The organism is Nostoc punctiforme PCC 73102, from assembly GCF_000020025.1.
Lineage (GTDB): Bacteria > Cyanobacteriota > Cyanobacteriia > Cyanobacteriales > Nostocaceae > Nostoc > Nostoc punctiforme.
The window spans coordinates 1,893,634-1,920,134 of the sequence record NC_010628.1; the positions used below are offsets into that span (position 1 = coordinate 1,893,634).

General features: G+C 42.0%; 15 protein-coding genes. 5 read left to right on the forward strand and 10 right to left on the reverse strand.

Annotation, left to right across the window (positions count from 1 at the left end; genetic code table 11):
• Positions 1 to 148: 148 nt before the first annotated feature.
• Positions 149 to 1,744 carry a S8 family serine peptidase gene (locus NPUN_RS07810; RefSeq protein WP_012408247.1) on the reverse strand — a complete coding sequence of 532 codons (1,596 nt, stop codon included), beginning with the start codon at positions 1,742 to 1,744 and terminating at the stop codon, positions 149 to 151.
• A 168-nt stretch (positions 1,745 to 1,912) separates the two neighbouring features.
• Between NPUN_RS07810 and rpe the strand changes: the two genes are divergently transcribed.
• Complete coding sequence (gene rpe, locus NPUN_RS07815; RefSeq protein ID WP_012408248.1) at positions 1,913 to 2,620, forward strand: ribulose-phosphate 3-epimerase; 708 nt, start codon at positions 1,913 to 1,915, stop codon at positions 2,618 to 2,620.
• Between the two features lie 866 nt (positions 2,621 to 3,486).
• Here the strand turns inward: rpe and NPUN_RS07820 are convergent.
• The 3 genes from NPUN_RS07820 to NPUN_RS07835 all read right to left on the reverse strand — a co-directional run bounded on the left by NPUN_RS07820 (position 3,487) and on the right by NPUN_RS07835 (position 8,203).
• Complete coding sequence (locus tag NPUN_RS07820) at positions 3,487 to 3,825, reverse strand: HetP family heterocyst commitment protein (protein WP_041565988.1); 339 nt, start codon at positions 3,823 to 3,825, stop codon at positions 3,487 to 3,489.
• 101 nt (positions 3,826 to 3,926) lie between these two features.
• The gene (locus NPUN_RS07825) at positions 3,927 to 4,208 is read right to left on the reverse strand and encodes a hypothetical protein (protein WP_148220266.1); all 282 of its coding nucleotides are present in this window, start codon (positions 4,206 to 4,208) and stop codon (positions 3,927 to 3,929) included.
• Between the two features lie 1,589 nt (positions 4,209 to 5,797).
• Positions 5,798 to 8,203 (reverse strand): GH116 family glycosyl hydrolase, encoded by a 2,406-nt coding sequence (locus NPUN_RS07835; protein WP_012408251.1) that lies wholly within the window; start codon positions 8,201 to 8,203, stop codon positions 5,798 to 5,800.
• Between the two features lie 591 nt (positions 8,204 to 8,794).
• Between NPUN_RS07835 and NPUN_RS07840 the strand changes: the two genes are divergently transcribed.
• Positions 8,795 to 10,027, forward strand: a complete 1,233-nt coding sequence (locus tag NPUN_RS07840; protein WP_012408252.1) for a hypothetical protein — start codon at positions 8,795 to 8,797, stop codon at positions 10,025 to 10,027.
• A 205-nt stretch (positions 10,028 to 10,232) separates the two neighbouring features.
• Here the strand turns inward: NPUN_RS07840 and NPUN_RS07845 are convergent, their stop codons facing one another.
• The 6 genes from NPUN_RS07845 to NPUN_RS07870 form a co-directional block, all read right to left on the reverse strand.
• Positions 10,233 to 12,269, reverse strand: a complete 2,037-nt coding sequence (locus NPUN_RS07845) for a serine/threonine-protein kinase (RefSeq protein WP_012408253.1) — start codon at positions 12,267 to 12,269, stop codon at positions 10,233 to 10,235.
• Between the two features lie 567 nt (positions 12,270 to 12,836).
• Positions 12,837 to 13,889, reverse strand: a complete 1,053-nt coding sequence (locus NPUN_RS07850) for a serine/threonine-protein kinase (RefSeq protein WP_012408254.1) — start codon at positions 13,887 to 13,889, stop codon at positions 12,837 to 12,839.
• A gap of 272 nt (positions 13,890 to 14,161) precedes the next feature.
• Entirely contained in the window at positions 14,162 to 16,390 is a 2,229-nt protein-coding gene (locus NPUN_RS07855) for a glycoside hydrolase family 57 protein (protein ID WP_012408255.1), read from the reverse strand.
• A gap of 78 nt (positions 16,391 to 16,468) precedes the next feature.
• Complete coding sequence (locus NPUN_RS07860; protein WP_012408256.1) at positions 16,469 to 16,699, reverse strand: NifU family protein; 231 nt, start codon at positions 16,697 to 16,699, stop codon at positions 16,469 to 16,471.
• 584 nt (positions 16,700 to 17,283) lie between these two features.
• The gene (locus NPUN_RS07865; RefSeq protein WP_012408257.1) at positions 17,284 to 19,071 is read right to left on the reverse strand and encodes an ATP-binding protein; all 1,788 of its coding nucleotides are present in this window, start codon (positions 19,069 to 19,071) and stop codon (positions 17,284 to 17,286) included.
• A 172-nt stretch (positions 19,072 to 19,243) separates the two neighbouring features.
• Entirely contained in the window at positions 19,244 to 19,480 is a 237-nt protein-coding gene (locus tag NPUN_RS07870) for a hypothetical protein (RefSeq protein ID WP_012408258.1), read from the reverse strand.
• Between the two features lie 609 nt (positions 19,481 to 20,089).
• Here NPUN_RS07870 and lepA point away from each other — a divergent pair.
• The 3 genes from lepA (at position 20,090) to NPUN_RS07885 (ending at position 26,327) form a co-directional block, all read left to right on the forward strand.
• Positions 20,090 to 21,901, forward strand: coding sequence for a translation elongation factor 4 (gene lepA / locus NPUN_RS07875; RefSeq protein ID WP_012408259.1), 1,812 nt, complete (start codon positions 20,090 to 20,092; stop codon positions 21,899 to 21,901).
• A gap of 347 nt (positions 21,902 to 22,248) precedes the next feature.
• Entirely contained in the window at positions 22,249 to 24,915 is a 2,667-nt protein-coding gene (locus NPUN_RS37385; RefSeq protein ID WP_012408260.1) for a PAS domain S-box protein, read from the forward strand.
• Between the two features lie 224 nt (positions 24,916 to 25,139).
• Positions 25,140 to 26,327, forward strand: coding sequence for a glycosyltransferase family 4 protein (locus tag NPUN_RS07885; protein ID WP_012408261.1), 1,188 nt, complete (start codon positions 25,140 to 25,142; stop codon positions 26,325 to 26,327).
• Positions 26,328 to 26,501 lie beyond the last annotated feature (174 nt).

Here is a 26,501-nt window from a genome sequence, read left to right on the forward strand (position 1 = left end):
CCTCTCCCCCAACCCCTCTCCGTGTCGGAGAGGGGAGCAAAAAGCTTAGTTTTTCGTTGCTCCTCCCTCTCGGAAACGGAAAGCTGAGAGGGAGAGGTTCATCAAACTCACGTTAAATTGACACAGATGAAAATTGTGCTGACCTATTTTAATTGATAGGTACACTCCACCAAGCTAAACTATAGGGTTGAGTTGCTTCATTAAGCTTTTGACGAAACTGGACGCGGATTTTGTAATTGCCAGTAGCAGGAATGGGGCAGAAAATATGTTCTACACTATCGATTTGGCTGATTGAAGAGCAAACAGCACCAGTATCTGAATTTTGAGCATCAGCTTTCACTAAGTATAGGTCGAGATTATTCAAACCGCGATCGCGGAAATTTTCACCCACGTCATATTGCTGGTTTTTATTTTTATCGTTGAGTTCCACCAATCGATCCCAACTTAGGGTGACAGCAACAAAACCCCCCTGCTTTAATGGTTTTGCTAACACATAGTCAACAGATGCTCCAACATCCACTTTGTGATAATCCCAACCGATAGCTGGCACCGTAGCTGATGGCTGCCATTGGCCAGCACTCAATTGTTGATAAGCGCGAAATGTATTTAAGTGACCGGCTCCCATTTGAGCATCCAAGGGAATGTTTGGATCTTTATAAGCATCAGAATCTAGCCAGTTTTGATTTTGTTTATCAATTAGTGTCCGGCTCATTCCCAACCGTAAGCCATCGCCACTATCTTGGATTTTGTCTGCTGAATTCAGCAATACAGCTTTCATTACTTGATGATGCCGAGAATCAATGCTCCAATGGGGTTGTTTTGTACGTATCTGTCGGTCAGCAAATTCTTGTAATAGAGCAACGGTAGCCGTAACTTGAGGCGCTGCAAAACTAGTACCTGTAACCTTGTTCAATTTGCCATCTGGATTGAGTAAGGGAATATTATTCCCAGGAGCAACTAAACTGATAGCACGACGGCTACCAAGATTAAATTCTCTTCCAGCTAGCCTTCCACTCACTCCTTGGTTAGCACCCGCCAGATTAGCCACATCTACTTTGTTAAAAACTCCCCCACGGCGGGATGAAAAAGCCACGTTCATTCCGTTAAAATTATCTGTAGGAATAGGAATACCACCTTTACCTTGATTGCCTGCGATCGCATACAAAACATCATGAACCCGGCTAGACCAGTCAACACATAAAGTTAGTAAAGCATTGCCGTCTAAAATAGCTTCTGGTCTAGGATCGCGACTGAGAGGTTCACCAAAGCTAAAATTAATGGCACGGACATCGCCACCATTTTGTAGCGCTATGTGCTGGGCCGATAAACACTCTTCTGGCTGACCCATGCTTTTAGTGGAACCCACCGCAGACGAATACAATCTCGCTCCCGGAGCAATTCCCGGCAAAGCTTTGTCTTGACTTACCATTACACCAGCAACATTATAGGCGTGAGGGTCAACACCGCTATTAGACTTAGCTGGCCCATTGCGTAAGAATACTCCCGCTAAAGATATGGCGCGATTTTTAGACACCGCCTTATCCCACCCAAACATTCCCGGTCGACCAATTTCCACTTGACCAATAGCAATCTTACGACCGATTAAATTATAAGGAGCTTGGTGTAGCTTTAAAGCATCAATACCGTTAGTTCCCAAAGCAGATTCTAAAGCCGAAGCAATTACCGGCGCACTCAGACAAGAAGCACTTAATCCCCAAATTATCCAGGTTAGTTTTTTAGTCATTTTTTATTTGTCATTTGTCATTTGTCATTAGTCAAGAGTTAGGGGTTAAGAGTTATTATTCTCCCTCTGCTCTCTACTCCTCTAAAAAGGCCGGGATCAAAGTTATGAGTCTTGCTCAATGTTTTGTTACAATGCTTACAGACGAGGACGCTTAAAAACCCACTAGCCATGACCCAAAACCTATCTCAAAAGCCCATTGTAATTTCTCCATCTATCCTATCAGCCGATTTTAGTCGTCTTGGTGACGAAATTCGCGCCGTAGACGCAGCCGGAGCAGATTGGATTCATGTTGATGTAATGGACGGTCGCTTTGTACCTAATATTACGATAGGCCCTCTGATTGTGGAGGCGATTCGTCCGGTTACAACCAAGCCCCTGGATGTCCACTTGATGATTGTGGAGCCGGAAAAGTATGTAGAAGGATTTGCTAAAGCGGGTGCTGATATTATCTCCGTACACTGCGAGCATAATGCTTCCCCACACCTGCACCGCACCTTGGGGCAAATTAAAGAGCTTGGCAAGAAAGCTGGAGTTGTACTTAATCCTGGTAGCCCTCTAGAGCTAATTGAATACGTTCTAGATTTGTGCGATTTAGTACTGATTATGAGCGTTAATCCTGGTTTTGGTGGTCAAAGCTTTATCCCTGGTGTGTTACCCAAAATCCGCAAGCTACGTCAAATGTGTGATGAACGCGGTCTTGACCCTTGGATTGAAGTGGATGGAGGACTCAAGGCAAATAATACCTGGCAGGTTTTGGAAGCAGGCGCTAATGCAATTGTCGCCGGTTCAGCTGTATTTAATGCTAAGGATTATGCGGAGGCTATTACATCAATTCGCAACAGCAAGCGTCCTACCCCAGAATTAGCCAAGGTTTAATTCATTGTTGGATTAACCTTCTCTACAAAAAGTAGGGTGGGCAAATTGCTCACCCTATTTTTATTTACACATAAAAATACTGGAAGCTCTTCAAGTTTTGAACTTCCAGTATTTATTATATAAATTGAAAATTTAGAAAGCAGAGATAATCCAGGTTGGGAGGACTAGGATTACAATAGTTGAAAGAGAAGCGTATGACCTACTAGTTCCACCAGCCAAGACAACGATTTCACCGTAACTTTTCTGTTTCCGTTCCTGTTATTGGTGTTAAGCGTTTGCTTTATTTAATAAAGCAACACCAATCACAAGATAGAAAGTTTTCTAAGCATTACTCGCATCGTCTGCAGTCAATGAAAGCTTTGTAAAATTTGGATTGGGGGAATCCACCTCCCCAAATTCTTTTTGCTTAGACTTCCTCAGAAAAAGAACCACCAGTAGCAACGGTTGCATCATTAGCCTTGGGATAGGAGTTATTTACTCCATGACATACTGACTACTTTTGTAATCAGTTTGATTTATTTCATAGCCAGAACTAACCATTGATTTTATGTTTTTAAATTAACTTGCTTGCTGCCAATCACCTCTATTTGGGTTGAAATCGTTGTTGTTATTAGTTTACCAATGTCGTCAGTATATATTTGCCATTTTGGCAGATTTTTGCAAAAATATATCAAATTCAAATTAATCACTACGATAGAAAACCTACCATGCGCTCAATTTTAAATTAGCATGGCAGGCTCTCAGATACTCAATCAACTCTAGGGCAGAATCTCTTGATTTCAAATTCTTTTTTAATTGGCTCCACAGGGTTTCAAGGAAATATCTTGAGTTAATGGCGATTTCCTTGATTAATGTTTGTTAATTAGCTATCCCAATTTTTGGTCTAAACTAACACTACGGATTTCTGTTTTTTGCTTTCCAACTACTTCAAGATAAGCAGGTCTTGAATCATTAGCATGTTTCAGCATCTTTAGATTTTCACTTTGCTGTTGTTTCGTTCTGTTGGTTTGAGAGTTTTCTTTCAGTAATCGGTTGTAGGTACGGTACGGAATGTAATGGAGAGGATTATAACCAGCAAAACGTAGCATTAAAACACATGCCCAGGAGTACTTTCCAGCAATAATTGCTTCAACTACTTTATCAAATTGTTGAGCCTTTACTGTTGTATCTAAGTTACTACTAATACCAGCAATGTCTTGATTCATCATAGTGTTTAATTATTTTGGATGAAGTAAACTAGTTCAGTTTCTGCGATTGTTGTCGTTTCAATTGAGGTTTACAAACTGCATTAATCTTTTTGCAGTTGTTAAATCGCTTTCGGGAAATTATCAGCAATTTGGCGGTGTTGGATGTTGACGAAGGCTAAAAATCCATCTATCAACAGATGCGTACATAACTTTCCCAAACTCTGATTAGTTTTTGCAGCTTTGAGTGGTAAAGATACAGACTGAAACTTCTCTACTGTTTGTTTGAGCTTTACCTGGACGCTGTTAACCAGAGTTTTAGTGATTTTGGCTGATAACTCCCCTAGTAAACTAGTTTTGGTAAGAGCTAGCTTGTAGTAGGGATACAAATTATATAGATTCATTGCTGAACTGTCCCCTTGGCTTGAGGTTTCGACTGCATTTGACCTGATGATTCTTTGCATGAAATAACCTTTGATTAAAAACAATCAAGTTTTTAACCAAGTTTGTTGGCTGCTCATTCCTAATTACTCAGATTTACTCCGATTAATCGAGGAAACTGTAGCTTTTACTTGTTAGTAAGTGAAAGGTAAAAATTTATCTTTTGTCTTCTCATTTAGCTGGTAGGACAAAAGTCTAGGCGTAGCTCTTGGTAGATGCAGTTTTATCCTCTGAAACTTTATCGACTTTTAATTCAATCAATTTTCTCTGTTAAAACGCCTGTATTTCTTACTACTGGTTAATTAAGCAATTTCCGGCAAGTTTTCATATTTTTTTGAGTAGTGGAAAAAATTTATTTATCCTTGAGCTTTAACAACGTCATTCGTATATATACTATTTTTTGTCGTTAATGTCATCTACGAAGTTAGTAGATTTTTAAGTTAAATTTACTGAATGTATTTCGATACGTACATGCCTATTGTGCAACTTTTAATTTTGTCCTCCCTTGCTAATTTATGAGGGGTCTGACCCCCCACACAATCTCAATTTAAACCTTTTATTATTGTCGAGTCGCTAGAAAATACTACCATTAACTATGATGTAAAATAACTTCTAAAAATAGTAACTGCTCAACGGTAAAAAACGTTCGCAGCCATAGCCTTGAACATATTTTATTAATAAGTTCAATTAGATAATAATATTTATTATTCCGATGTTTCTTGATTTACAAGAACTACAGATTCAACGTATCTAAATAAAATCGCTGTAAACCAATCATAAATATTTCATGATTATTAGCTATTAATAACAGCTAGGCTATAGGACTCATATTTTATTTTGAAAGCTCTTTCCTATTGCTTCTTGCCTACCACACAAGTAAGTATGTCTACGCCACGTTGCGCGAACAAAAATCGAAGCGGATTGTTAGAGTTTTAATTATTATCGGTATCTGTAGTAAGATGCTTTGAATAAAAATCTCTAGTAGGTTAAATCTGGAAAATATTAGAAAATATAATATTGTCAATTTTATTCAACAGTGAATTCTCTATGTCTTTATCTTTAAAAAATTTCTCAATTAGAGATTACGGATGCTGCGACACTTGGGCTAAATGCTAGTAAAACCATCAATTACCATGAGTTTGTGATGAGTACTTTGCTCAACAATAATACCTCGGTCTAGAACAAAGATATAGTCGGTATAGAGTAGTCTAGAGTTCTCACTACTTCAACTCTTACCATTACTGAAATTTTCCTTTGCTTCCGGAAACACTCGGAAAATAAAATCACAAATTTAAACTCTGCTTTCTCAGATAAATACAGGCTAATTCTGGCAACGCATATACTATAGCGGTTCTCAATTGCATGGAATACAGACCTAAACCCCAGTCCCTTCTCCTTGAAGGGAAGGGGAGTAAGATTCAAAGCCTCTCTCCTGTTAAGAAAGAGGTTTGGAGAGAGGTCAAAGTGTATTGCATCCATAGACGCGTAGCGGCTACTCTTACGAAAACGCTTTCAGCGAACCCGCAGGTATGAGAACCGTTTTGATAGCTAATCAATTAATAACTAAGTAAATTCCCCAGATTGCCATTGCCCGTAAGTAGGTGCTAGCGCGAAAAGTACCAGCTGCGGTGATAGCTTCAGGGGTGCGAAATTGCAGCCCATTTTCATAAATCTGCTGTACTACAGCCTGTGTTAACCTCAACGCTTCATCTTTCATTCCCATTTGCACAAGAAAAGCCGCTAGCCCAAAGTTTATCCCAGTCCAAACTTCTAGGGGATGAGTAGCTTTAGGGTTTTCTGGTGAACCATCAGGACGAACACCATTCGCAGTACCAAACTCTCCATTGCAGAATTTCAAAAAGCACGCATCATAAACAGTTTTCAGGGCAGAAAGGGCGCGATCGCTCGGTACAATATCTGGTAAGTCCAATAGTCGGGCGTAGAATTGTCCGCACAACTGATCCGCCATTACCACATCGGAACCACTTTGACTATCAAGTTGGTAATATTGCCCATTCCAGAGTTTTTCTTGGTAAATAGGAAGAGATTGTTGTAACCAAGTTTCATAGATGGATTTTTGAACCGCCAAGCCGCCAAGGTCGCCAAGTTTGTGAGTTAATAAAAGATCGCTAATTGCGATCGCAGCCTCTAGCGCCGCTAACCACAATCCACCACAATAAGCACTGACACCCTGTAACCGCCAATCATCAAAGGTTTGGTCAGGCGCACCAGAATTTTCAGGAATCCCATCACCATCAAGGTCAAAGGTTTTCAAGTAGTCTAGAGTTTGAACGATCGCATTCCAACAATCTGCTAGAAATTCTACATCGTCAGCACCCGTGAGCAGAAAATCCCGGTATACTTGCAAGACAAAATCACTACCTAAATCTTTCCATAAATTGCAGTCTTGATAGCTGGTGTAATTAGTTTTCTCCCATACGTGTTCATTTGGTGCGCCTAAATCGTGGGGTGTTGCACCTGCAACTTTGCGAACTGCAATTGGGCTTTCAGCTTTGATAGTCATGTAATAGCCGATTATTCGGGGTGTATCATCACCTTGAGGAATCGCCCGTGCAAATGCCCGCATCACCGACTTTTCTAATTCTGGAAACAGCATTAGTAGGGCGAAAGAGCCATATAATCGCACATCTAGACTTTCATACCATCGATAATCTAGACACTCCAGCACCGCGAACTGACCGATGGGGTCAAGTTCTGATGCTGCACTCCAGAGAGTACCGCCGCTAGTGAGGTCGTAAAGCTCATTAAATAGAGCCATTTTAAACCAGTTGGGCAAATCTTCCCGGTCAAGAATGGGTTGTTGCCAAGTTTGAATTTGCGATCGCCAGGTTTGGTATTCTTGTAGGGCAGTAGATGCGATCGCCCAAGCATTATTTCCACTTCTATCAAAAAAGTCTGTATATCTGCGATAATAGTTGACTCCGGCGGCAAATTCCGTGATAGGCAAATCCCAAGCGAGGACAAAGGGGATTTCGAGGGTTTCGCCTGGTTGGAGAGTAAAACGGAGTGCCATCGCAGCTCCTAACTGTTCACCTTCTCCGACTGGATTAGCATCTATATAATTGGACAAAGAACCATCTTTCGCAAAACTTTGCCACACCTCATCACCAGTTCCTTCAGCATTCCAGCGAGTGTGGTAAAATATTTCTACTTGGGGATGTTTCAATGTTGCAATACACCAAGTTCCATCTCCTTCTTGCAAAGCATCACTACCAACCCGACTTAAAAGACAGCCAAACTGTTGTGGATTTTCAACTATTTGGTTATAGTTTCCTTGACTTTCGCCCCAGCGCGGTTGGTATTCGTAAACCGGACTACCATCATCACGCACCCGCACTTCGGGAGATTTGAGGGCATTTGTAAACCAGCCCACCATATTTTGCCAAGTGAGCATAATGCTGAGAGTAATTGGTGCATTTGTGGGGTTGTGGGCATTCCAGAGGAATATTGCTACAGGGTAGCTAGTTTCTTGATAATTACCTGCCCAAACTGGGGAAAATTGCTCACAAGTCAACTGTGCTTGGAATATATTTTCATACACAAACCAGCTACGTGGGTATAACGCGTGATAATTACCCGTCCCCTCTGTACTGGGAAGCGTTGGATACCACTGCCAAGCTTTGAGAGCGCCATCATTGGGCCCTTGGGTAGATAAAGCGTAGGCTTGGGTAGATGTGCCATTGGATTCAAATACACTGAATTGACAAGCGGGGACGTTTTTGAAGGTATGCTCACCGCCGTCGATGTGCCACAGGTTAAAATCTCCCCGTGAAGAACGACCGATGCAACCTGCACCAAAGCCACCTAAAGGCATACCATGCCAAGGACCATCATCGATATTACTTGCGTAGCGGACAGTATAAGGTTTGTCCCAGCCTAAACCGATGGGACGGCTCCAAGTACAAGAGGGAATTTTCGGAGAGAGTTGATTTGTCATCGCCTAATGTTACAGCGTGCAGTTACGTCAATGAAGACTAGCGCGATGTGCGATTTTTCTCAAGGGGCACAAATATCAATACTTGTCGGGTTTTGGGGGAAAGGGACTCATGTTAAAGGAGAAAAACCTTATATATCAACTCTTCCACTCCTTTTACCCTTAAACGAGCAGTATTGGTACAAATATGCCTTCTCGATTCAGTAGTCTAAGTAAGTTGGCACAATAAAATCAAACTAAGCTAAAACCCTTGTTGCCTATCACCTATTGCCTATTGCCTATTGCCTTATCCCGCCAATTATTTACGCCCACTTACTTAGTAGCATCTGGCTCAGTTTGACAAAAATATCCCGGCAAAAATCCGAAAAGCACCAATTTCAACTTGTAGCTCAGTATATACTTACAAAATTAATATTCACTCTAGTACAGCTGCTACCATATCAAACAAGACTTAGAGCAAAATCCTCTTGTTTGATATGGTAGGCAAACTTCCACCACAGTGTATTATGAGTCTCAATAGGAATATAAAATTTTTGACTTCAAATTTGTCTATCTGTTAAATACGAAATCATCCGCAAAATTAGGAGCGTAATTATGCTACTAGAAACCAAAAACTATCGCCACAAATTAAGCCGCATTTTAATTTGTTCTTTGGGTAGTAGTTTGTTGATCGCGAGCAATGTGCTACCTATAAATGCTTTGGGGAAACCTCAACATTCTCAAGGCTTCATAATTGCTAAATCACCAGATGAGAGACAACCAGAAGCAGTAAAAAAAGGAATTGAGCAACTTCCTGCTTCTCAAGCATCAATATCTCCAAAAAAGAAAACATCTATTGAGTCGCCAATACAGCAAACTCGTCCTGTATCTTCTAATACAGAAACTTCCCAGCCAACCTCGGACGCTTCAAATGATGACTCTACTTCTAGATCATCTAGACGTAGGACTTCTAACTCAAATTCTAATCGTTCCAATAGTAGTGCATCTAGATCGTCTGGAGTCAGGGCTTCTAATTCAAATACCAATCGTTCTAATGCTGGCTCTGGGAGACGCAAGCCAAGTTCAAATGTAGCTAGAAGTGGCAACCAAAATATCGAACGTCCAGCAGTTTCTGCACCTGCAACACCTACTTATAAAGAGATTAACTTTGTAGATGTCGCATTGGGTATTCTGAGTAAGAGTGACTTTCAATCTCAAGGTAGATATTTTCATTTCTATGAGTTTGAAGGTAGGGAAAATCAACTAGTTCAAATTAGGCTTGTTGGTAGTAAAGATACACGCAGATCAAATAACTTGAGTTTAAATCCTTTGTTATTTCTGCACGATCCTGATAATAATATCATCGTCAAAAAAGGCACTTTGGAAAAAAGCAGTGATGGCGATGATGCCTTCATTTTTGCGCGGTTGCCTAAGAATGGCATTTACAAAATTGCAGTTACTAGCCGAGATACAGGTGAGATCGGTCGCTATAGTTTGGCTTTGAGGAATGACAGAGCTAGCTATACCTTAGATGAAGCAGGCCAACTAAGCGCCAATAGCTCAACCTTGAAACAAAATGGAGGCGCTTACAATGTTTCTAATTTCCAAGGAAGAAAAAATCAGCTTGTAAGTATTCGTGTAGATAGCGTTGATGAAGAATTTTCTCCTTACGTAGCTTTGCTAAATTCAAAAGGACAGACGATCGCTATAGATAAGGATAAAGATAAAGCTGGCACCTACAGCGCTTTAATTGACCGAGCTAGGTTGCCTGAAGATGACACTTACTATATAGTTGTCAGTTCTAAAAATCCACAGGAACGCGGTAAATATAGATTGACTATCTTCTGATAATTTAGGTTGCAATAGTTTTCGGTTAAGGGGGAAAGGGGAAAGGGAAAGGGTTTGAATTTCCCTTTCCCCAGACCAAAAGAGAGATATTGGGTTTAACCGAAAATTATTGATTTAGGTTGTATAAAAACCTCTGCCTGATTTTACTCGGCAAAATTTGTCCCTTTCCGAGCCGGAGAGGGACATTCTAGTAGGGGAGAAATTTTTACTGAGACAAGCGCCAAATCTTAATGGTGTTGTCTTCACTACCACTGACAAGGGTTTTACTATCAGGACTAAAGGCTACGGATGTCACGGTGTTGGTATGCCCTGTTAATGTGAGAATTTCTTCTCCTGTGGCCGAATTCCAGAGTTTGATGGCGCGATCGCGGCTACCACTGGCAATAATTTTACCATCGGCACTGAAGGCTACGGTTGTGACTGTGTTGGCGTGGCCTGCCAGTGTGCGAATTTCTTTTCCCGTCAGTAGATCCCAAAGTTTAATAGTGCGATCGCGGCTAGCACTGGCTAAAATTTTCCCATCTGGGCTAATAGCTACAGCTGTTACTGTTTGATAATTTCCCTCTAGTGTGCGGATTGAGTACCCTTTTGTCAGATTCCAGATTTTGATCGTCTTGTCAAAACTGCCACTAGCAAGAATCACGCTATCGGGACTGATGGCTACCGATCGCACCCAGAATGTATGCCCTACCAGTGTCCGAATTTGCTCTCCTGTGGCTAAATCCCAGATTTTGATGGTGTTGTCATCACTACCACTCACCAGAGTCTCGCTATCAGCGCTGATCGCTAGGGCACGAACTGAGTCAGAATGCCCTGTAAGAGTGCGAATTTGTTTTCCTGTTGCTAAATTCCAAATTTTGATGGTGCTGTCATCACTGGCACTTACCAGAGTTTTCCCATCTGGGCTAATTACTACCGTATTCACCTGCTGAGAATAGGCATTGAGTGAAGATATTTCTTTCCCAATTGAGAGATTCCAAAGTTTGATTATGCCATCGCCCCCACTGCTGGCAATGGTTTTACCGTCGGGGCTGATGGCGACGGATAAAACCGAGTTTTCATGTCCTTGGAGGGTGTTAGCTAAGGAAACCTTACCCAAAGTAATCTTTGGTGGTTGACCTAAAAGCACGTCATCTTTGCCAGAATTATTATGCTGACTCAGCCTAGAAACTAAACTGGTTTGAATCCGCCGAAAATTTTTATACCAAGATTCTTGGAACCCGAACAACAGAATAAAAGCACTTACCAAAATTAAAGTTCTCAGCAAAGGATAACTTTTTGGTAAAGATGGGGCTTGAGTTGCGGGGATTTTTCCAGATGACTTACCAGCTGGTGGTAGGGCAAGGAGTTGTTTTGGAGTTAAGTCTTTGAGAACTTCATCGGCTGACTGGTAACGTTCATGGATATCTTTTTTTAAAAGTTTGTCGATGACAAAATCCAACTCAGTATTTAATGGACTCCGCAAATATTCCCGCCAATTACTCACCCAGGCGTACCCCGATTCCATCCACAACTGAAAGGGGGAAGTTCCCGTTAGCAGATGAAAGCAGGTAGCGCCTAAACCGAACAAGTCACTGGCAGGGAAAGCTTTACCATCTCTAATTTGTTCTAAGGGAGAATAACCATGTGAACCAATGGATGTGCCAGACTTGTGCTGAACTTTTGCGGTGAATTGCTTTGAGGAACCAAAATCAATCAGACTTAATCGCCCATCACTTTTATGGCGGATAATATTTTCTGGCTTGATATCCCGATGAATGACTTTGCGATCGTGGATAAATTTCAGGATGGGCAATAAATCTAGCAAAATAGATTGAATATCCCTAGCGTTATACCCCTTGCGCTGCTGCAACTCCTTTAACAAATTATCGCCATTGATAAACTGCTGCACTAAATATAGGCAGCCCTCTTGCTCAAAGTAAGCTATTAAAGTCGGAATTTGGGGATGTTCCCCAAGGTCTTGTAGTCGCTGCGCTTCTTCGGCAAACAATTCCATCGCCTTTTTTTGCGACCAAGTTCCTTGGAACTTAGGAGCTAATTGCTTGATAACACAGCGTTCATTGAGTTTATCGACATCTTCTGATAGATAGGTTCTGCCAAATCCCCCCTCATCTGAAAGGACTCGGATGACACGGAAGCGATTTCTTAAAAGTGACACCAACGGGGTGCTACAACTTTGGCAAAACTTCTTTCCATTGGGATTCAGGGGATTTAGGCAATCGGGATTTAAGCAGCAGATCATGATCTGACAGGCGCGACTGCATTACAACTTAGGCTAAGTTTGCCCCGAACTGTCCCTTAAGAAAATTGACTCTCGCTTACTTGTGGTAGAAAACCCTGTTCTGGGGATTGGGGAATTACTTAATATAGTTAGCGTTTGTAAATAGTAGTTAGTCTTCCTCTTCTGTGGAAAACTACGAGAGCCATAAAATTAATTATTCTTCCGATTATATAATAATCTGAATAGAAATATTTCTCTAAACTGCTACCCCTAGTAATTTTGCTTGTATATTGACAAGGGAAAATTGACTAAGTATTAAGTAAAATCCTGATTAAATAACCATCACTGACGATGAAATGTAGTCGCAATGGTTACTAGATTTGTTTTTGATATTTCCAATTGCTCATGATAATTGTTAATTTGATACTTTAGGCAATAAAAGGTTGTTTAAAAAATATTTTGCTGTGATTTTAGGCACTTTCATATCCATCTAACCCGATTTCTAATGGGTTTTAGGAGAATATACAAGTATTTGATACATCACAAATAACTTTTAAAATATCTTCTAACTTAATTTTGTAACCTTGTTTACTTAAGCCTAGCTCTCCATTTCCGAATAGCATTAGCAGTTCTGGCAACTGGTGGCATGTATACATCAGGAGTTTCGTTAGAGTTTTCGTATTGTGTAATACTTTTATTATTTAATTTTTGGGTAGTTAGACAGTTAGCTAAAGTAGGCAAATAGCTTTCATAACTTAAAGCTTTTATTACTTCATCAACAGTCTTAAACCGGTCGTCTAATGTAATCTTTACCATTTTGCCTAAAGTTTTGGCGAAACTATCAGTAATATTTACTTCTTTTTGCCAGCATATCTCACCAGTATTTGGGTGGTAATCAAATTCTAAAGGACTTTTACCAGTCAACATATAAATACAAGTTACACCTAGTGCATAAATATCACTGGCATAAACTGGACGAAGAGAAAACTGTTCTGGCGGTGCAAATCCCCTAGTGCCAATAAAGTTAGTATTTAAAGCTTGATTGGTAGAGTTTTCACAAGCATCAACTAATTGCTCTTTCACTGCGCCAAAATCAATCAGCACTACCCGCTTGTCATACTCACACCGCAATAAATTCTGGGGCTTAATATCCCGATGAATCACATGATGTTTATGAAGATACTGTAAGACTGGTAATAATTCTTGTAAAAACTGTTTCACCGAGGCTTCACTTTTGGGCCCGCCTCGCCGCACTTCTTGGGCTAAAGTCAAACCCGGTACGTATTCTTGAATTAAAAAAAACTCCCCATTCGCCTGAAAGTAGTCTAGCAGCATGGGAATTTGCGAATGACTACCGAGTTGACCTAAAGTTCTTGCTTCTTTTTCAAAACGCGCACATGCCTTTTGCCAACTTTGGGGACTAGTCACTTTCGGGCAAAGCTGTTTAATGACACACAGAGGATTTCCAGGTAATACGGCATTTTTGGCTAAAAAAGTGATGCCAAAACCACCTTTACCTAGAACTTGCAATATTTCATAGCGATCGCGGAATAGCTTCTTGGAAGCACACATCTGACCAAGTTGAGTTTGCTGTGAAATGCTCTCTTGAGAATTCGTTATTTTCTGAGAAAAGCGATTCATTAGTATAGGATATCTGCTCTTAAATGTCTTTAATTTTACGGTAAATATTCCTTTCTACCAGTAACATTACTGGAACTTTGCTAAATCATCACCACTTTTCTGTTAAAAATTCAAAAAGCAAAAATAAATCTTTGTAGAACTAGCGCTTTCAAGGTAACTCCAAAAATCTCTCTTGTCTCTGTGTTCTCTGCGCCTCTGCGGTTTAAAGTAATTTATTTAACTACAAATACGCAGAGAACACAGAGGTAACAAATTAAAAACCGTATTGAGTTTTAAGGCACTTCAATAGGAATCAAAGCATTTTCTGGCAAGTAGTTGCAAAAACGCCCTTCATCTGCAAGCACTAAAATCAGACGCAGGGGATAATCTGGCGGAACTTGCAAATCTGCCCACGGTACTGCCAACTCTAAACAACTATTTAAAGCTACTTGAGCGCGACTGAAACGGGGATGCCATTGATAATTGTCTCCAGCTTCCCGAAACTGAATCGATTGCGTCAGCAAGTTAACTTCTAGAAGATGGTGGAAAAGGTAATTAAGCGGGGCTGCATCTGGTACATCTGCCAAGGGAACTGGGCTATTAACCATTGTTTTTTCTGGGTAAAACCACAGCAAATTCAACTCTGTAGGAAAATCCCCACCTGGTGCAACGCCACCTTTAAAGTCCAGCCGCAAATAGAAATTGAGGTGATCTACCCCATACCAAAGTCGCTGGATGACACTGCTATTGTGCATCGTCCCCCGCGCCCCGCCGATTTCTATGCGTCCAGCTTTGTCCCAATCTTGCTCATCACCCTTACCATCGATGACGGGATGGATAAACCCTTGTGGGGTATGGCTTCCTTGTGCTTCGTGGATTTCCACTGGTTGCTTGAGATAAGGCGGTACAGGTTCATTTAATGCTTTGTAAATGCCAAACAGGTGTTCTCGAAATAACTGGTCAAAGATGGCATCTTGATTTGAGGAGTGTCCTGCGCCAAACCACCAAAACCAGTCTGAACCCTCTGCTGCATACAGCGCTTCCCATGCTTCTGGGTTGTTTTCTTCCGTTGCTTCGGGATGACTTGCAAGCATTTCCCTTGCTTCTGTCAAATAATCCCAAGCCCGATTTTTGGCGCGATCGCCGATCCAGGTGGTGAAGCTGCCATCCACCCAAGAACCACTATGTAGTTGCCCACCAGGAATGGTGGCTGTGGCTGGAAATTCTTCGAGAAATTCGGAGACGGTGACGAGTTTGAGGTGGGGTTCATCGCTCAAACTTTGATACAAAGCTTCTAAGAAGGGTTTGCCATCTTCGGGATAAAATTCCCAGCAATTCTCCCCATCCAAGGCAATGGTAACTAGCCAAGGTTGCTCACTTTGACTCTCTCTTTGCATTTTAGCGATCGCTTGTAAATGTCCCACTAAGTCTGCTGCTGCCTTTTTTGCTGGCATCGCACTGTAGGTAAAGCCAATCAAATCTGATAATCTATGGTCACGAAACACAATTGACAAATCGCCCTCTGCGGTTTGCAGCCGATAGGGTCGGTACAACAGTTCTGGTTGCTGCACATTCCCCGCCCCATCCCGATAAAAAAAGTGTTTCAGCGTCCACCCTAAGACGGCTTCATCTGAGCATATCCACTTAAACCCTTGGTTAATAATGTGTGGAAGTATCGCCGGGCTTACTGACTGTTCCGAAGGCCACAAACCACGAGGTATTTGTCCAAAGCGGTCTTTATAAAAGTTCCAAGCTTTCCGCAAGTGACGGGGAATATCTTCTTCCCACTGAAAGCGCTGCTTAGGTAGCGTCATATTGGGCACAGCTACCCGACCGGAGTTAGTATCAGCTAGTAAGGGTAAAATCGGGTGGGTGTAAGGCGTAGTGGTAACTTCTAGTTGCCCAGCCTCCTGCATTTTGCGGTGTTGGGGGATAATGCGACTGAGGATTTCTCGCTGTTTGGAATAAATGCGCTGGCGATCGCTTAAACTAAAATTCCGACCCTGTTTTAACCAAGTAGCAATTTCTGGGTCATCCCAAAACAACGGATCGATCCAAGCTAAATTGTGCCAAGCTAGCAAATCACCATAATCTGGCAATTCCCAATTTGCTAAACACCAGGCTTGCCCCTTCTCCTGCCTTTGCTGATACAACTGGCTGTAGCGGGGATGTGGGTCAATTAACGTATGGTGATTGGCATCAAAAAAGTGTTGGATAATGAATTCCCTCTGTTCCTGGCTGAGTTGTTCATCCGGTGTCAAGCAGGCTGTGAGGTAAGGGTCAAAAGCAGTCCCAGCAATATAATCTTCTAGTTGTAATATCAGCGATGGAACTAAATTCACCGTTTGGTGTAACTTAGGATACCGCTCTAAGAGCAATACCAAATCCAAATAATCTTTAGTCCCATGTAAACGTACCCAAGGTAGGCGGTACTGCTGACTGGGAGATAGCGCACTACCAGGAGATTTGTACAGAGGCTGATGTTGATGCCAGATAAAAGCGATGTATAGAGGATGGGACATAAGAATAGTTAGGAGTTAAGAATGAGGAGTTAGGAGTTGATTCAAAACTCATAACTCCTAACTCCTAACTCCTAACTTTTACACCACTTGTTCAATTTCCGCAATTTCAGGAATCATTTCTTTTAGGCGGCGCTCAATACCCATTCTCAGGGTCATTGCAGAACTAGGACAAGAACCACAAGCACCTTGCAGGCGCAGCTTTACGACAGGCCCATCGAGTTCTACGAGTTCCACATTGCCGCCATCAGACATGAGATAAGGGCGCATTTCATCTAAGACTGTTTCAACGTTGTCAATTGTGAGTTCCATAGTTTTAGACCTGCTAAGTTAATGGTGGGCATTGGGAATGGGGCAAAACAGTTCCGAGTTTCGAGTTCCGAGTGCTGGGTAAAGAAATGAGATTCCCTACTCAGCACTCAGCACCCAACACTCAGCACTCCTGAAGGGAATGGGGCATGGGGCATTGAATAATAATGATTCCTGTACCCTATACACTATTACTCGTTAACTATTATCCAAAATCTTATTTTCCATGTTGTCTGAACAAAGTTTTCGTGTGAGCCTCCTACTTTACTTTAGCTTTTAGGTTCTGCTTTGCAGTCAGACGGAAGACAGGATTTAATTCTCCAAGTACACGTCACCGTAAAAAGGAGTCAAAAATCTATTTTTTGTAAATTTTGAGTAAAACGGAGCAAAAGCCAACATTTAGACGTTTGTTGTGTTTTATTCTTCAACCCAGCCCATAATTATACAATTTTGTGGTCTAGGGACGGAATTATTTCCAATCTCCTATGCCCAATTTTGTTATTTATTGAATAATAATTACTAAGAAACTTTAAATTTTAAAACTCCAAACCCAGTATTGGTAATGTTCGAGATGAGCAATGACTAACTCATAACGGGCTAAACGCCTCGCTATCGCTAACAGCACTGTCTGTTGAGTCGCTATCACTAGAAGAAACCATGACTGGTTGTTGATATAGTGGCACTGTAAATGTCACTGTTGAACCAAGACCTTCACCCAGACTATAAAAATGTACCTCGCCGCCCATTGCTTCAACTAGCTTCTGAGATATTGCCAGTCCTAAACCTGTGCCACCATACTGGCGAGTGCGTGAGCCATCCACCTGAGAGAATAATTGAAACAGTTTATCTTGTTTGTCTAGGGAAACACCGATGCCTGTGTCTGCCACACGGACTCTTACCAAGCCAGGAAATTGTTGGTCTTGAAGCTTCGATTTTTTGAGTACTAAATCGGCGCTGACGGTGACACCACCTTCATGGGTAAATTTGATGGCATTACCTAGCAAATTCAGCATCACTTGGAGCAAGCGTTGGTAGTTGCTTTGGACAATGATTTCATCCGAGGTAGCAGGCATTTGCATCCGAAAGCTGAGGTTTCTCATTTCTGCTTGGGGACGCATAAAACTTTCTACATCACTAAATAGCTCATTTAGCTTGACTGGAGCGTAAGTTAGCTCCATTTTACCAGCTTCGATTTTGGCAATGTCCAAAATGTCGTTGATGATATTTAGTAGATGTATCGATAAGTTGTGCGCTTCTGCCAAAAATTGGTTTTGTTCTTCTGGGTCATCTGCCATCCCTTCCAAAATCAGCTTTAAGAAGCCAATCATCCCATTGAGGGGAGTACGAATTTCATGGGATACATTAGCCAGAAACTCGCTTTTGAGACGGGAAGCTTCTTCGGCTTTTTGACGAGCTACTTCTAATTCTTCATATAAAGTAGCATGTGCGATCGCAGTTCCCAATTGATCTGCTGCTTCTTTTGCTAGCTCTAATTCCGATTCTGTTAATGTATAGCATTCATCTTGCCAATTTAAGGCAACCAATCCATTGGCTTGGTCTTGATAGCAAGTCGCAACCACCAAAGTTTTCTGCCGCCCAGACTCTGTGCATCCAGGCACTTCCATCACAACTGGTTCTAGGGTTGTCAAAGCCTGAGCAAAGGCAGGCTCAGAAGCTACATCTATTTCCAAGCCTAGCATTGATCTAAGTTCTGGCTGGCGATACTCAGCCTTCACTTTTACTTTTGAGCTAGAGGGCTGATAAGGACAAATAATACAGCGCTCTAGCCGCAGTGCTTTTCCCAAACTGTCAACTGTTTGCTGCCAAATAATATCTAAATCCAATGTCCGGCGAATATTTCTGGTAATCCGATTTACCAGTTTTTGATGTTGCTGTGAACGTAAAGCCAACTCTATCTGTGTGGGCGTTTTGGATGCCACACGCGCTTGTTTTTTGTTGAGTGTCGCTTGCACTAAGCGTCCCATAACTAAAACTGTAGTGGCAGTTGTTCCCAAACTCGGCATAATCGGACTAATCACTAAGTCCAACTCAAATAATTCCTGATGGTAGCTAAACCAACACTGAAACCTTTCTGGCACCAAACTTGTCAAAATTCGGTGCAATCGTTCCACATAATTAACCTTATCCACAGGGGCAAAGGTTTGCGTCTGGTTCAGCTCTTCAACTATTTTTTCGGTATTTAACCCCAGGAGTTCGCTGTGCTGCCAATGAAAGGTCAGATAGCGCCCTGCCCCATCTTGCGTATACACCAACTCGGCTCCTAGAGTTGGCAATAAGCCATCAGTTTTACTGGTAATAGATTCCAGATTTTGGGAAAATACATTCGGCAATTGGGAATTGGCAGTAATAGTCATTAATTGAGTTGGATAGACAAAGGATATCCGACCGTAATTTTACTAAAGCTGCTAAAATTTATATATAAATTTTTACAGCTTTTTTGCTTTTATTGCGTATTTCTTGTTGTTTTGAAATCCAGCTTGGTAAACTTCACCTTTTTTAACTTGCATTAACAGATGACTGATGGCATTAATCGTTCCATTCACCGCGAGGAGGAACGGGGGTACGCACAGGGGTACGTGTCAGTTCGTCATCTCTGAGGATTTCACCACGTAACCACTGGCGAATTGCTACCTCAATCACTTTACTTGGGTCATTGGTGAGATGCTGAATTTGCTCTAGTAACTCGGAGTCCAGGCGGACGGCAATTTCTACCTTATCGGCTCGTGTGTTTTCCGCTTCGGTAGTTTTCTCTTGCATATTCATAGGTTTGATATACTCTGAATTGGTTTTGTCTAAAGCTTTGTAAAGTAGTTATATTCATCATTTGGGCTAATTCACTGAAAAATCTTCAATGGGACATTTACATAGTTCCCCGAAATAGCACCAAAGTAACAGCTTTAAGTTTTAAATCGCATTTTTCATATAACTGACTAGACAATGGCTCTAGAAGTTTTGCCGATAAATCAGTGATTATGAGTAATTACGGGTCGTAATTGCCCAAGATCACCACATGATCCCTACATGTACTTATTTACATTTATTGTACGCTCCTAGCTGTTGAATACTAGCAGCGACAAATAGACTTTCATAATATTCTTAAAAGTCCACCTATTTAGATCGAAAGTTAAAGATGGGGTGAAGAGGGGCAGGGGAGCAGGGGGCAGGGGAGCAGGGAAAGAATAATAACTCCTAACTTTTAACTTTTAACTCTTAACTTTTAACTCCTAACTCAGCACGGGCTAAACCTTAGCTATCCGCTAACAGCACTCGGAACTCAGCACTAAAAACGGAGCGTCTTGGCTAAGAAAGCATTAAAATACATTAAGTAAATTGCTCTTTTAACTTTGGTTGCTGCTAAGGCAAAGATAGTATATGACTGACGTTCCCGCAGTTCGCATTCGCAATTTTTGTATTATTGCTCACATCGACCACGGGAAATCAACCCTCGCCGATCGCTTGCTACAAGCAACTGGCACTGTTGAAGACCGAAAGATGAAGGAACAGTTTCTCGACAACATGGATCTGGAACGGGAGCGCGGCATTACGATTAAGCTGCAAGCTGCCCGGATGAACTACACAGCTAAGGATGGTCAGCAGTATGTGCTGAACTTAATTGATACTCCTGGACATGTAGATTTCTCTTATGAAGTCTCCCGCTCTCTTGTTGCTTGTGAAGGAGCGCTATTGGTAGTAGATGCTTCCCAAGGTGTGGAGGCGCAAACTTTGGCAAATGTCTATTTAGCCTTAGAGAATAACCTGGAAATTATTCCGGTTTTGAATAAAATTGATTTGCCTGGGGCAGAACCAGAACGGGTAATTGGCGAAATTGAAGAAATTATCGGTCTAGATTGCAGTGGTGCGATTCTGGCTTCTGCTAAAGAAGGACTTGGTATTGATGAGATTTTAGAAGCAGTTGTCGAGCGGATCCCGCCACCGCCCAATACCATAAATGAACGCTTGCGAGCGTTAATATTTGATAGCTATTACGACAGTTACCGAGGAGTAATTGTGTATTTCCGGGTGATGGATGGCACTGTCAGAAAAGGCGATCGCATTCATTTAATGGCATCTGGTAAAGAATTTGAAATTGATGAGTTAGGTGTGCTTTCTCCCACTCAAAAGCAAGTAGAAGAACTCCACGCTGGCGAAGTAGGCTATTTGGGAGCGGCAATTAGAGCAGTAGCTGATGCACGGGTGGGTGACACAATTACCCTTAGTAAGGCAAAAGCTGAATCACCCTTACCAGGTTACGCAGAAGCGAACCCAATGGTTTATTGTGGGATGTTTCCCATTGATGCTGACCAATTTGAAGACTTGCGGGAAGCATTAGAAAAGCTGGAACTTAACGACGCAGCCCTGCATTACGAACCAGAAACTTCGAGCGCAATGGGGTTTGGCTTCCGTTGCGGGTTTTTGGGTTTGCTGCACATGGAAATCGTCCAGGAACGCCTAGAGCGGGAGTATAATCTCGATTTAATCATTACAGCCCCATCGGTGGTTTATAAGGTGATTACTCTCAAAGGAGAGGAACTGTACATCGATAATCCTAGCCGTTTGCCTTCTCCCAACGATCGCCAAAGAATTGAAGAACCATACGTCCAAGTAGAGATGATTACGCCGGAAACTTATGTCGGCAGCTTGATGGAGTTGTCACAAAATCGCCGGGGCATCTTTAAAGATATGAAATATCTTGCCCAAGGACGAACCACCCTTACTTATGAGCTACCCTTGGCGGAAGTTGTAACTGATTTTTTCGATCAGATGAAGTCTCGATCGCGCGGTTATGCTAGTATGGAATATCACCTCATAGGCTACCGTGAGAACCCTCTGGTGAAGCTGGATATCATGATTAACGGCGATCCTGTGGATTCCTTGGCGATGATTGTGCATCGAGACAAAGCTTACAACGTTGGGCGGGCAATGGCAGAAAAACTCAAAGAATTAATTCCCCGCCATCAATTCAAAGTCCCAATTCAGGCATCTATTGGTAGTAAAGTTATTGCCAGCGAACACATCCCCGCCTTGCGGAAAGATGTGCTAGCCAAATGCTACGGTGGTGACATCAGCCGAAAGAAGAAACTCTTACAGAAGCAAGCAAAAGGTAAAAAGCGGATGAAATCTGTAGGTACTGTAGATGTACCCCAGGAAGCTTTTATGGCAGTACTGCGCTTGGATCAAAGCTAATAGAAAAAAGAATTCAGGAGTAAGGAGTCAGAATACCCTTTCAGGGAAGCAAGCTACAGAATGAATTAAATTCCAAGTGGCGGATAGCGAGTCTGCAAACGTCTGGATAGTTCCCTACCAAAATATTCGTGTTCTGAATTCTGAATTCTTTTTCAACATCCGTTAATTTTAATAACAAAGGCTGTCAACAGCAGCCTCAAGCGTAAGAGTTTCAGCCTGCTGCTGGTAGGTTTAGCTTTCAGAAAGCCAGAGACTAACTCGCCATTGGCTCAAACATCCCTGAGCGTGCCTCTAATGCAGGATTTCTAACAGCAAAATATATATTTATTGTAGAAATTCAAAACATCATGAGTCGCAAGCAGGCCCAAGAAGAACTCTCTGAGGCAGAGCAGAATTACCGCACTCTGGTAGAACAAATTCCGGGCGTTGTTTATATTTTACCGATTAATAGCACTGCTCAAGAAGCTTATATTAGTCCGCAACTGCAACAATTGTTAGGCATTGCTCCCGAAGATTGGCATCACGGTTTTTTTAATAGTTGGTTAAATCACACTCATCCAGACGATCGCGATCGCTATTGGCAAGCTGTAAACATGACAATCGCCACCGGAGAGCCTTTGAGGGTCGAGTATCGAATGATGAGGCGCGATGGTAGAACAATTTGGGTGCGGGATCAAGCTAATCTTGTTCTCTGTGCAGATGGAGAAACTCAGGTACTTCAGGGTTTAGTGTTCGATATTAGCGAACGCAAACAGGCAGAAGCCGCATTGCAAGAGAGCGAAGCGCGTTATCGTGTCATCCTCGAAGATCAAACGGAACTGATTGCTAGAGGCTCACCAGATGGTATTGTTACTTTTGTTAATGAAGCTTTCTGTCGATTTTTTGGACTGAAGCGAGAAGAAATTATTGCCCAACACTACGAACCTGTTGTGTTTGAGGAAGACCGGGAACGGGTATTTAGTCTAGTAAATTCCATTACTTCCGAAAATCCCGTGATTGCCATTGAGAATCGCGCCATAGCAAGCCAAGGCTTGCTATGGACGCATTGGATTATCCGAGGGATATTTGATGACCAGGGTACTCTTGTAGAACTTCAATCTGTTGGACGAGATATTACTGACCGCAAACAGGTAGAAGAAGCATTAAGTGAAAATGAGCAAAAATTCCGGGCGATTTTCAATCAAACCAATCAGTTTATCGGATTACTTCAGCCCAATGGAATTGTATTAGAGGCTAACCAAACAGCACTGGACTTTGCTGGGATTACTCGAGAAGAAGTAGTCGGTAAGCCATTTTGGGAAGCAAAATGGTGGACAATTTCTTCAGAGACACAAGCACAATTAAAAACTGCGATCGCTGCTGCTGCTAATGGTGAATCTATTCGCTATGAAGTTGAGGTTTTGGGTCGAGACGATGGAGTGATCGCGATTGATTTTTCACTACGTCCCATACTCGATGAAACAGGGTGTGTAACATTACTGATTTCTGAGGGACGAGATATTAGTGAATATCAAGCCGCGCTGCGCGAACGCCAAAAAGCTGAAGACGCATTGCGCTCAAGTCAAGACTTTCTCCAAAAGGTTGCTAATACCGTACCGCATATTTTGTATTTATTTGACCTCTTAAAAGGAACAAGCATTTATCTTAACCAAAAAAGTCTTAGTATTTTAGGCTACTCTCCAGAGGAATTTTGTAACGTAGATCCGCAGTGGTTAATGAATTGCTTTCATCCAGACGACCAACACCTCTGTTATGACGTACCAAGTCGCTTCGTCAACCTTAGCGACAATGAAGTTCTTTCCACCGAATACCGATTCCGACACAAAAATGGAGAGTGGCTTTGGCTGAATACACGAGAAGTCGTATTTGCCAGAGATGCTAGCGGCACTCCAATACAGATTCTTGGCTCGGTAGAAGATATTAGCACTCGCAAACAAGCTGAAGGATTGCTGCGACAACAGGCAGAGGGGGAACGGCTAATTACTGAAGTAACTCAACAGATTCGGCAATCATTGAATTTGGAGGAGGTTCTGAATACAACAGTCAACAGTATTCGAGAGTGTTTGGGTTCAGATTCCGTAGCAATCTACCAGTTGGAATCTGACGGAAATGGCTATTTTGCGGCAGAATCGCTGAGTGATGACTACCCGCAGAGATTAGAGCAGACACTGCACCCATTTTCGAGAACACGAGATTTTAGCTACTATTACCAGGGATTACCTACAGTCCTGCATAATATTCAGGAATCTGATCTTTCAGCCGATGTTTTTGAGTTATTACAACTCTATCAAATCAAGGCTGCGATGGTAGTACCGATTTTGAATGGGGAGCATCTGTGGGGTTTACTCATTGCTCATCAGTGTAGCGCACCTCGTTACTGGCAAGCATTTGAAGTTAATTTGTTGCAGCAGTTAGCCAGTCAGGTAGCGATCGCTATTCATCAATCAGTACTCTACCAGCAAGTACAAGCTGCCAATGAAGAACTGCAAAGATTGGCCACTTTAGATGGCTTGACTCAAATAGCCAATCGTCGCCGATTCGATCAATATCTTGAGAATGAGTGGCATCGGCTCAAACGCGAGCAAATGCCGTTGTCTTTAATATTGTTCGATGTCGATTTTTTTAAACGCTATAACGATACTTATGGGCATTTAGCAGGAGATGATTGTCTGCGGCAATTAGGGAGTGCGCTTAAAAGTGTTATTAAGCGTCCAGCCGATTTAGTAGCCCGTTACGGCGGCGAAGAATTTGCTGTGATTCTGCCTAATACAGAGATTGAAGGAGCAATCTCTGTAGCTCAAACTATTCGACAAGCAGTCTATGACTTGATTATTCCCCATGCTCAATCTAGTGTGTGCGATCGCGTTACTGTCAGTCTCGGTGTTGCCAGCATTGTGCCAAATTGCGAAACTTCGCCGCAAGACTTGATTAATGCTGCGGACAAATCACTCTATATAGCCAAACAGCAAGGACGCGATCGAGTTCATACTGTTTGCGTCGTTACCCCTTCTTAAAGGCTGAGTTACAAAACGGGCACTCAATCGTCTTAAATTAAAAATTAGTATTATACCTTGCTTCTTATCGATAGCATACAGTTGATAACCTTTGATAAGCTTTAACAAAATAACTGTTAAAAAATCTAAAAATTTAGTAAAAGTACTCACTGCATTCGCCAGACTTGTATTTTTAGGTAAATGTAGTTGTTTAGATATTTGTAAAGTGTCGGGGAGTCTAACAGATGAAGATATTGGTATTGAGTTGGGAGTTTCCGCCAAGGATTGTTGGGGGAATTGCGCGACATGTAGCGGAATTGTACCCGGAACTGGTAAAGCTAGGACATGAAGTCCACCTGATTACGGCGGAGTTTGGTCACGCATCGATGTATGAGGTGGTTGAAGGAGTAAAGGTACATCGGGTGCCAGTGGCACATAGTAACGACTTTTTCCACTGGGTAGTGAATCTCAACTTGAGTATGGGAGATCACGGTGGTAAGTTGATCTTGGAGGAAGGGCCCTTTGATTTAATTCATGCCCACGATTGGTTAGTTGGAGATGCTGCGATCGCTCTCAAGCATAGTTTTAAAATACCACTAATTGCCACAATTCATGCTACAGAATACGGACGCTATAACGGTATTCACACAGAGATCCAAGGCTATATAAATGGCAAAGAAACCTTGCTGGCTTATAATGCTTGGCGGATTATTGTTTGTAGCGACTATATGCGCCAAGAGGTAGAACGAGCATTACACAGCCCTTGGGACAAAATCGATGTTATCTATAACGGTATCAGAGCCGAAAAGAAACAGCATCACGTAGATTTTCATGCGCTAGATTTTCGCCGCCAATTTGCTACAGACAATGAGAAAATCGTTTACTACCTCGGTCGCATGACATACGAAAAAGGTGTACCTGTATTACTTAATGCTGCACCCAAAATCCTTTCGGAAATGGGAGGTAACGTTAAATTTGTTATCGTTGGTGGCGGCAATACTGACCATCTCAAGCGCCAAACTTGGGATTTGGGAATTTGGCATCATTGCTATTTTACAGGTTTTCTCTCTGATGATTACTTAGATAAATTCCAAACTGTTGCTGACTGTGCCGTTTTTCCTAGCCTTTACGAACCCTTTGGAATTGTAGCTTTAGAAAGCTTTGCTTCTCGCGTGCCTGTAGTGGTTTCTGATACAGGTGGTTTTCCCGAAGTGGTGCAGCATACTAAAACAGGTATTGTTACTTGGGTGAACAATTCCGATTCTTTAGCTTGGGGAATTTTGGAAGTGTTGAAAAATCCAGGTTATCGACAATGGCTAGTGGATAACGCTTATGAGGATTTAAAGCGGCGCTTTAGCTGGCCGAAATTAGCTAGGCAAACTCAAGAAGTATATCAGCGAGTTGTGCAAGAGCGATCGCAAATTTCCTGGTAAGAGACTTTTCACAGCGGCGATTTCTTCAAGAAGTAAGGCTTACGCCCAATAGAGCCCCAAACCCTTTGTAAAGGGGAGGGAACCAGATTTTTCATTTGCCTTTATTACTGCTCACGTCGCTTATATCTCAGTACTAAAGTGACTGAGCTTTACGCTTACTGAAAACCTTGTAAC

Bases quoted from the DNA above. Each gene is read 5' to 3' on its own strand.
- NPUN_RS07840 (WP_012408252.1), top strand. From the start codon at position 8,795: ATGCTACTAGAAACCAAAAACTATCGCCACAAATTAAGCCGCATTTTA.
- NPUN_RS07865 (WP_012408257.1), bottom strand. From the start codon at position 19,071: ATGACTATTACTGCCAATTCCCAATTGCCGAATGTATTTTCCCAAAAT.
- NPUN_RS37385 (WP_012408260.1), top strand. From the start codon at position 22,249: ATGAGTCGCAAGCAGGCCCAAGAAGAACTCTCTGAGGCAGAGCAGAAT.
- NPUN_RS07810 (WP_012408247.1), bottom strand. From the start codon at position 1,744: ATGACTAAAAAACTAACCTGGATAATTTGGGGATTAAGTGCTTCTTGT.
- rpe (WP_012408248.1), top strand. From the start codon at position 1,913: ATGACCCAAAACCTATCTCAAAAGCCCATTGTAATTTCTCCATCTATC.
- lepA (WP_012408259.1), top strand. From the start codon at position 20,090: ATGACTGACGTTCCCGCAGTTCGCATTCGCAATTTTTGTATTATTGCT.
- NPUN_RS07820 (WP_041565988.1), bottom strand. From the start codon at position 3,825: ATGAATCAAGACATTGCTGGTATTAGTAGTAACTTAGATACAACAGTA.
- NPUN_RS07845 (WP_012408253.1), bottom strand. From the start codon at position 12,269: ATGATCTGCTGCTTAAATCCCGATTGCCTAAATCCCCTGAATCCCAAT.
- NPUN_RS07825 (WP_148220266.1), bottom strand. From the start codon at position 4,208: ATGAATCTATATAATTTGTATCCCTACTACAAGCTAGCTCTTACCAAA.
- NPUN_RS07860 (WP_012408256.1), bottom strand. From the start codon at position 16,699: ATGGAACTCACAATTGACAACGTTGAAACAGTCTTAGATGAAATGCGC.
- NPUN_RS07835 (WP_012408251.1), bottom strand. From the start codon at position 8,203: ATGACAAATCAACTCTCTCCGAAAATTCCCTCTTGTACTTGGAGCCGT.
- NPUN_RS07855 (WP_012408255.1), bottom strand. From the start codon at position 16,390: ATGTCCCATCCTCTATACATCGCTTTTATCTGGCATCAACATCAGCCT.
- NPUN_RS07885 (WP_012408261.1), top strand. From the start codon at position 25,140: ATGAAGATATTGGTATTGAGTTGGGAGTTTCCGCCAAGGATTGTTGGG.
- NPUN_RS07870 (WP_012408258.1), bottom strand. From the start codon at position 19,480: ATGAATATGCAAGAGAAAACTACCGAAGCGGAAAACACACGAGCCGAT.
- NPUN_RS07850 (WP_012408254.1), bottom strand. From the start codon at position 13,889: ATGAATCGCTTTTCTCAGAAAATAACGAATTCTCAAGAGAGCATTTCA.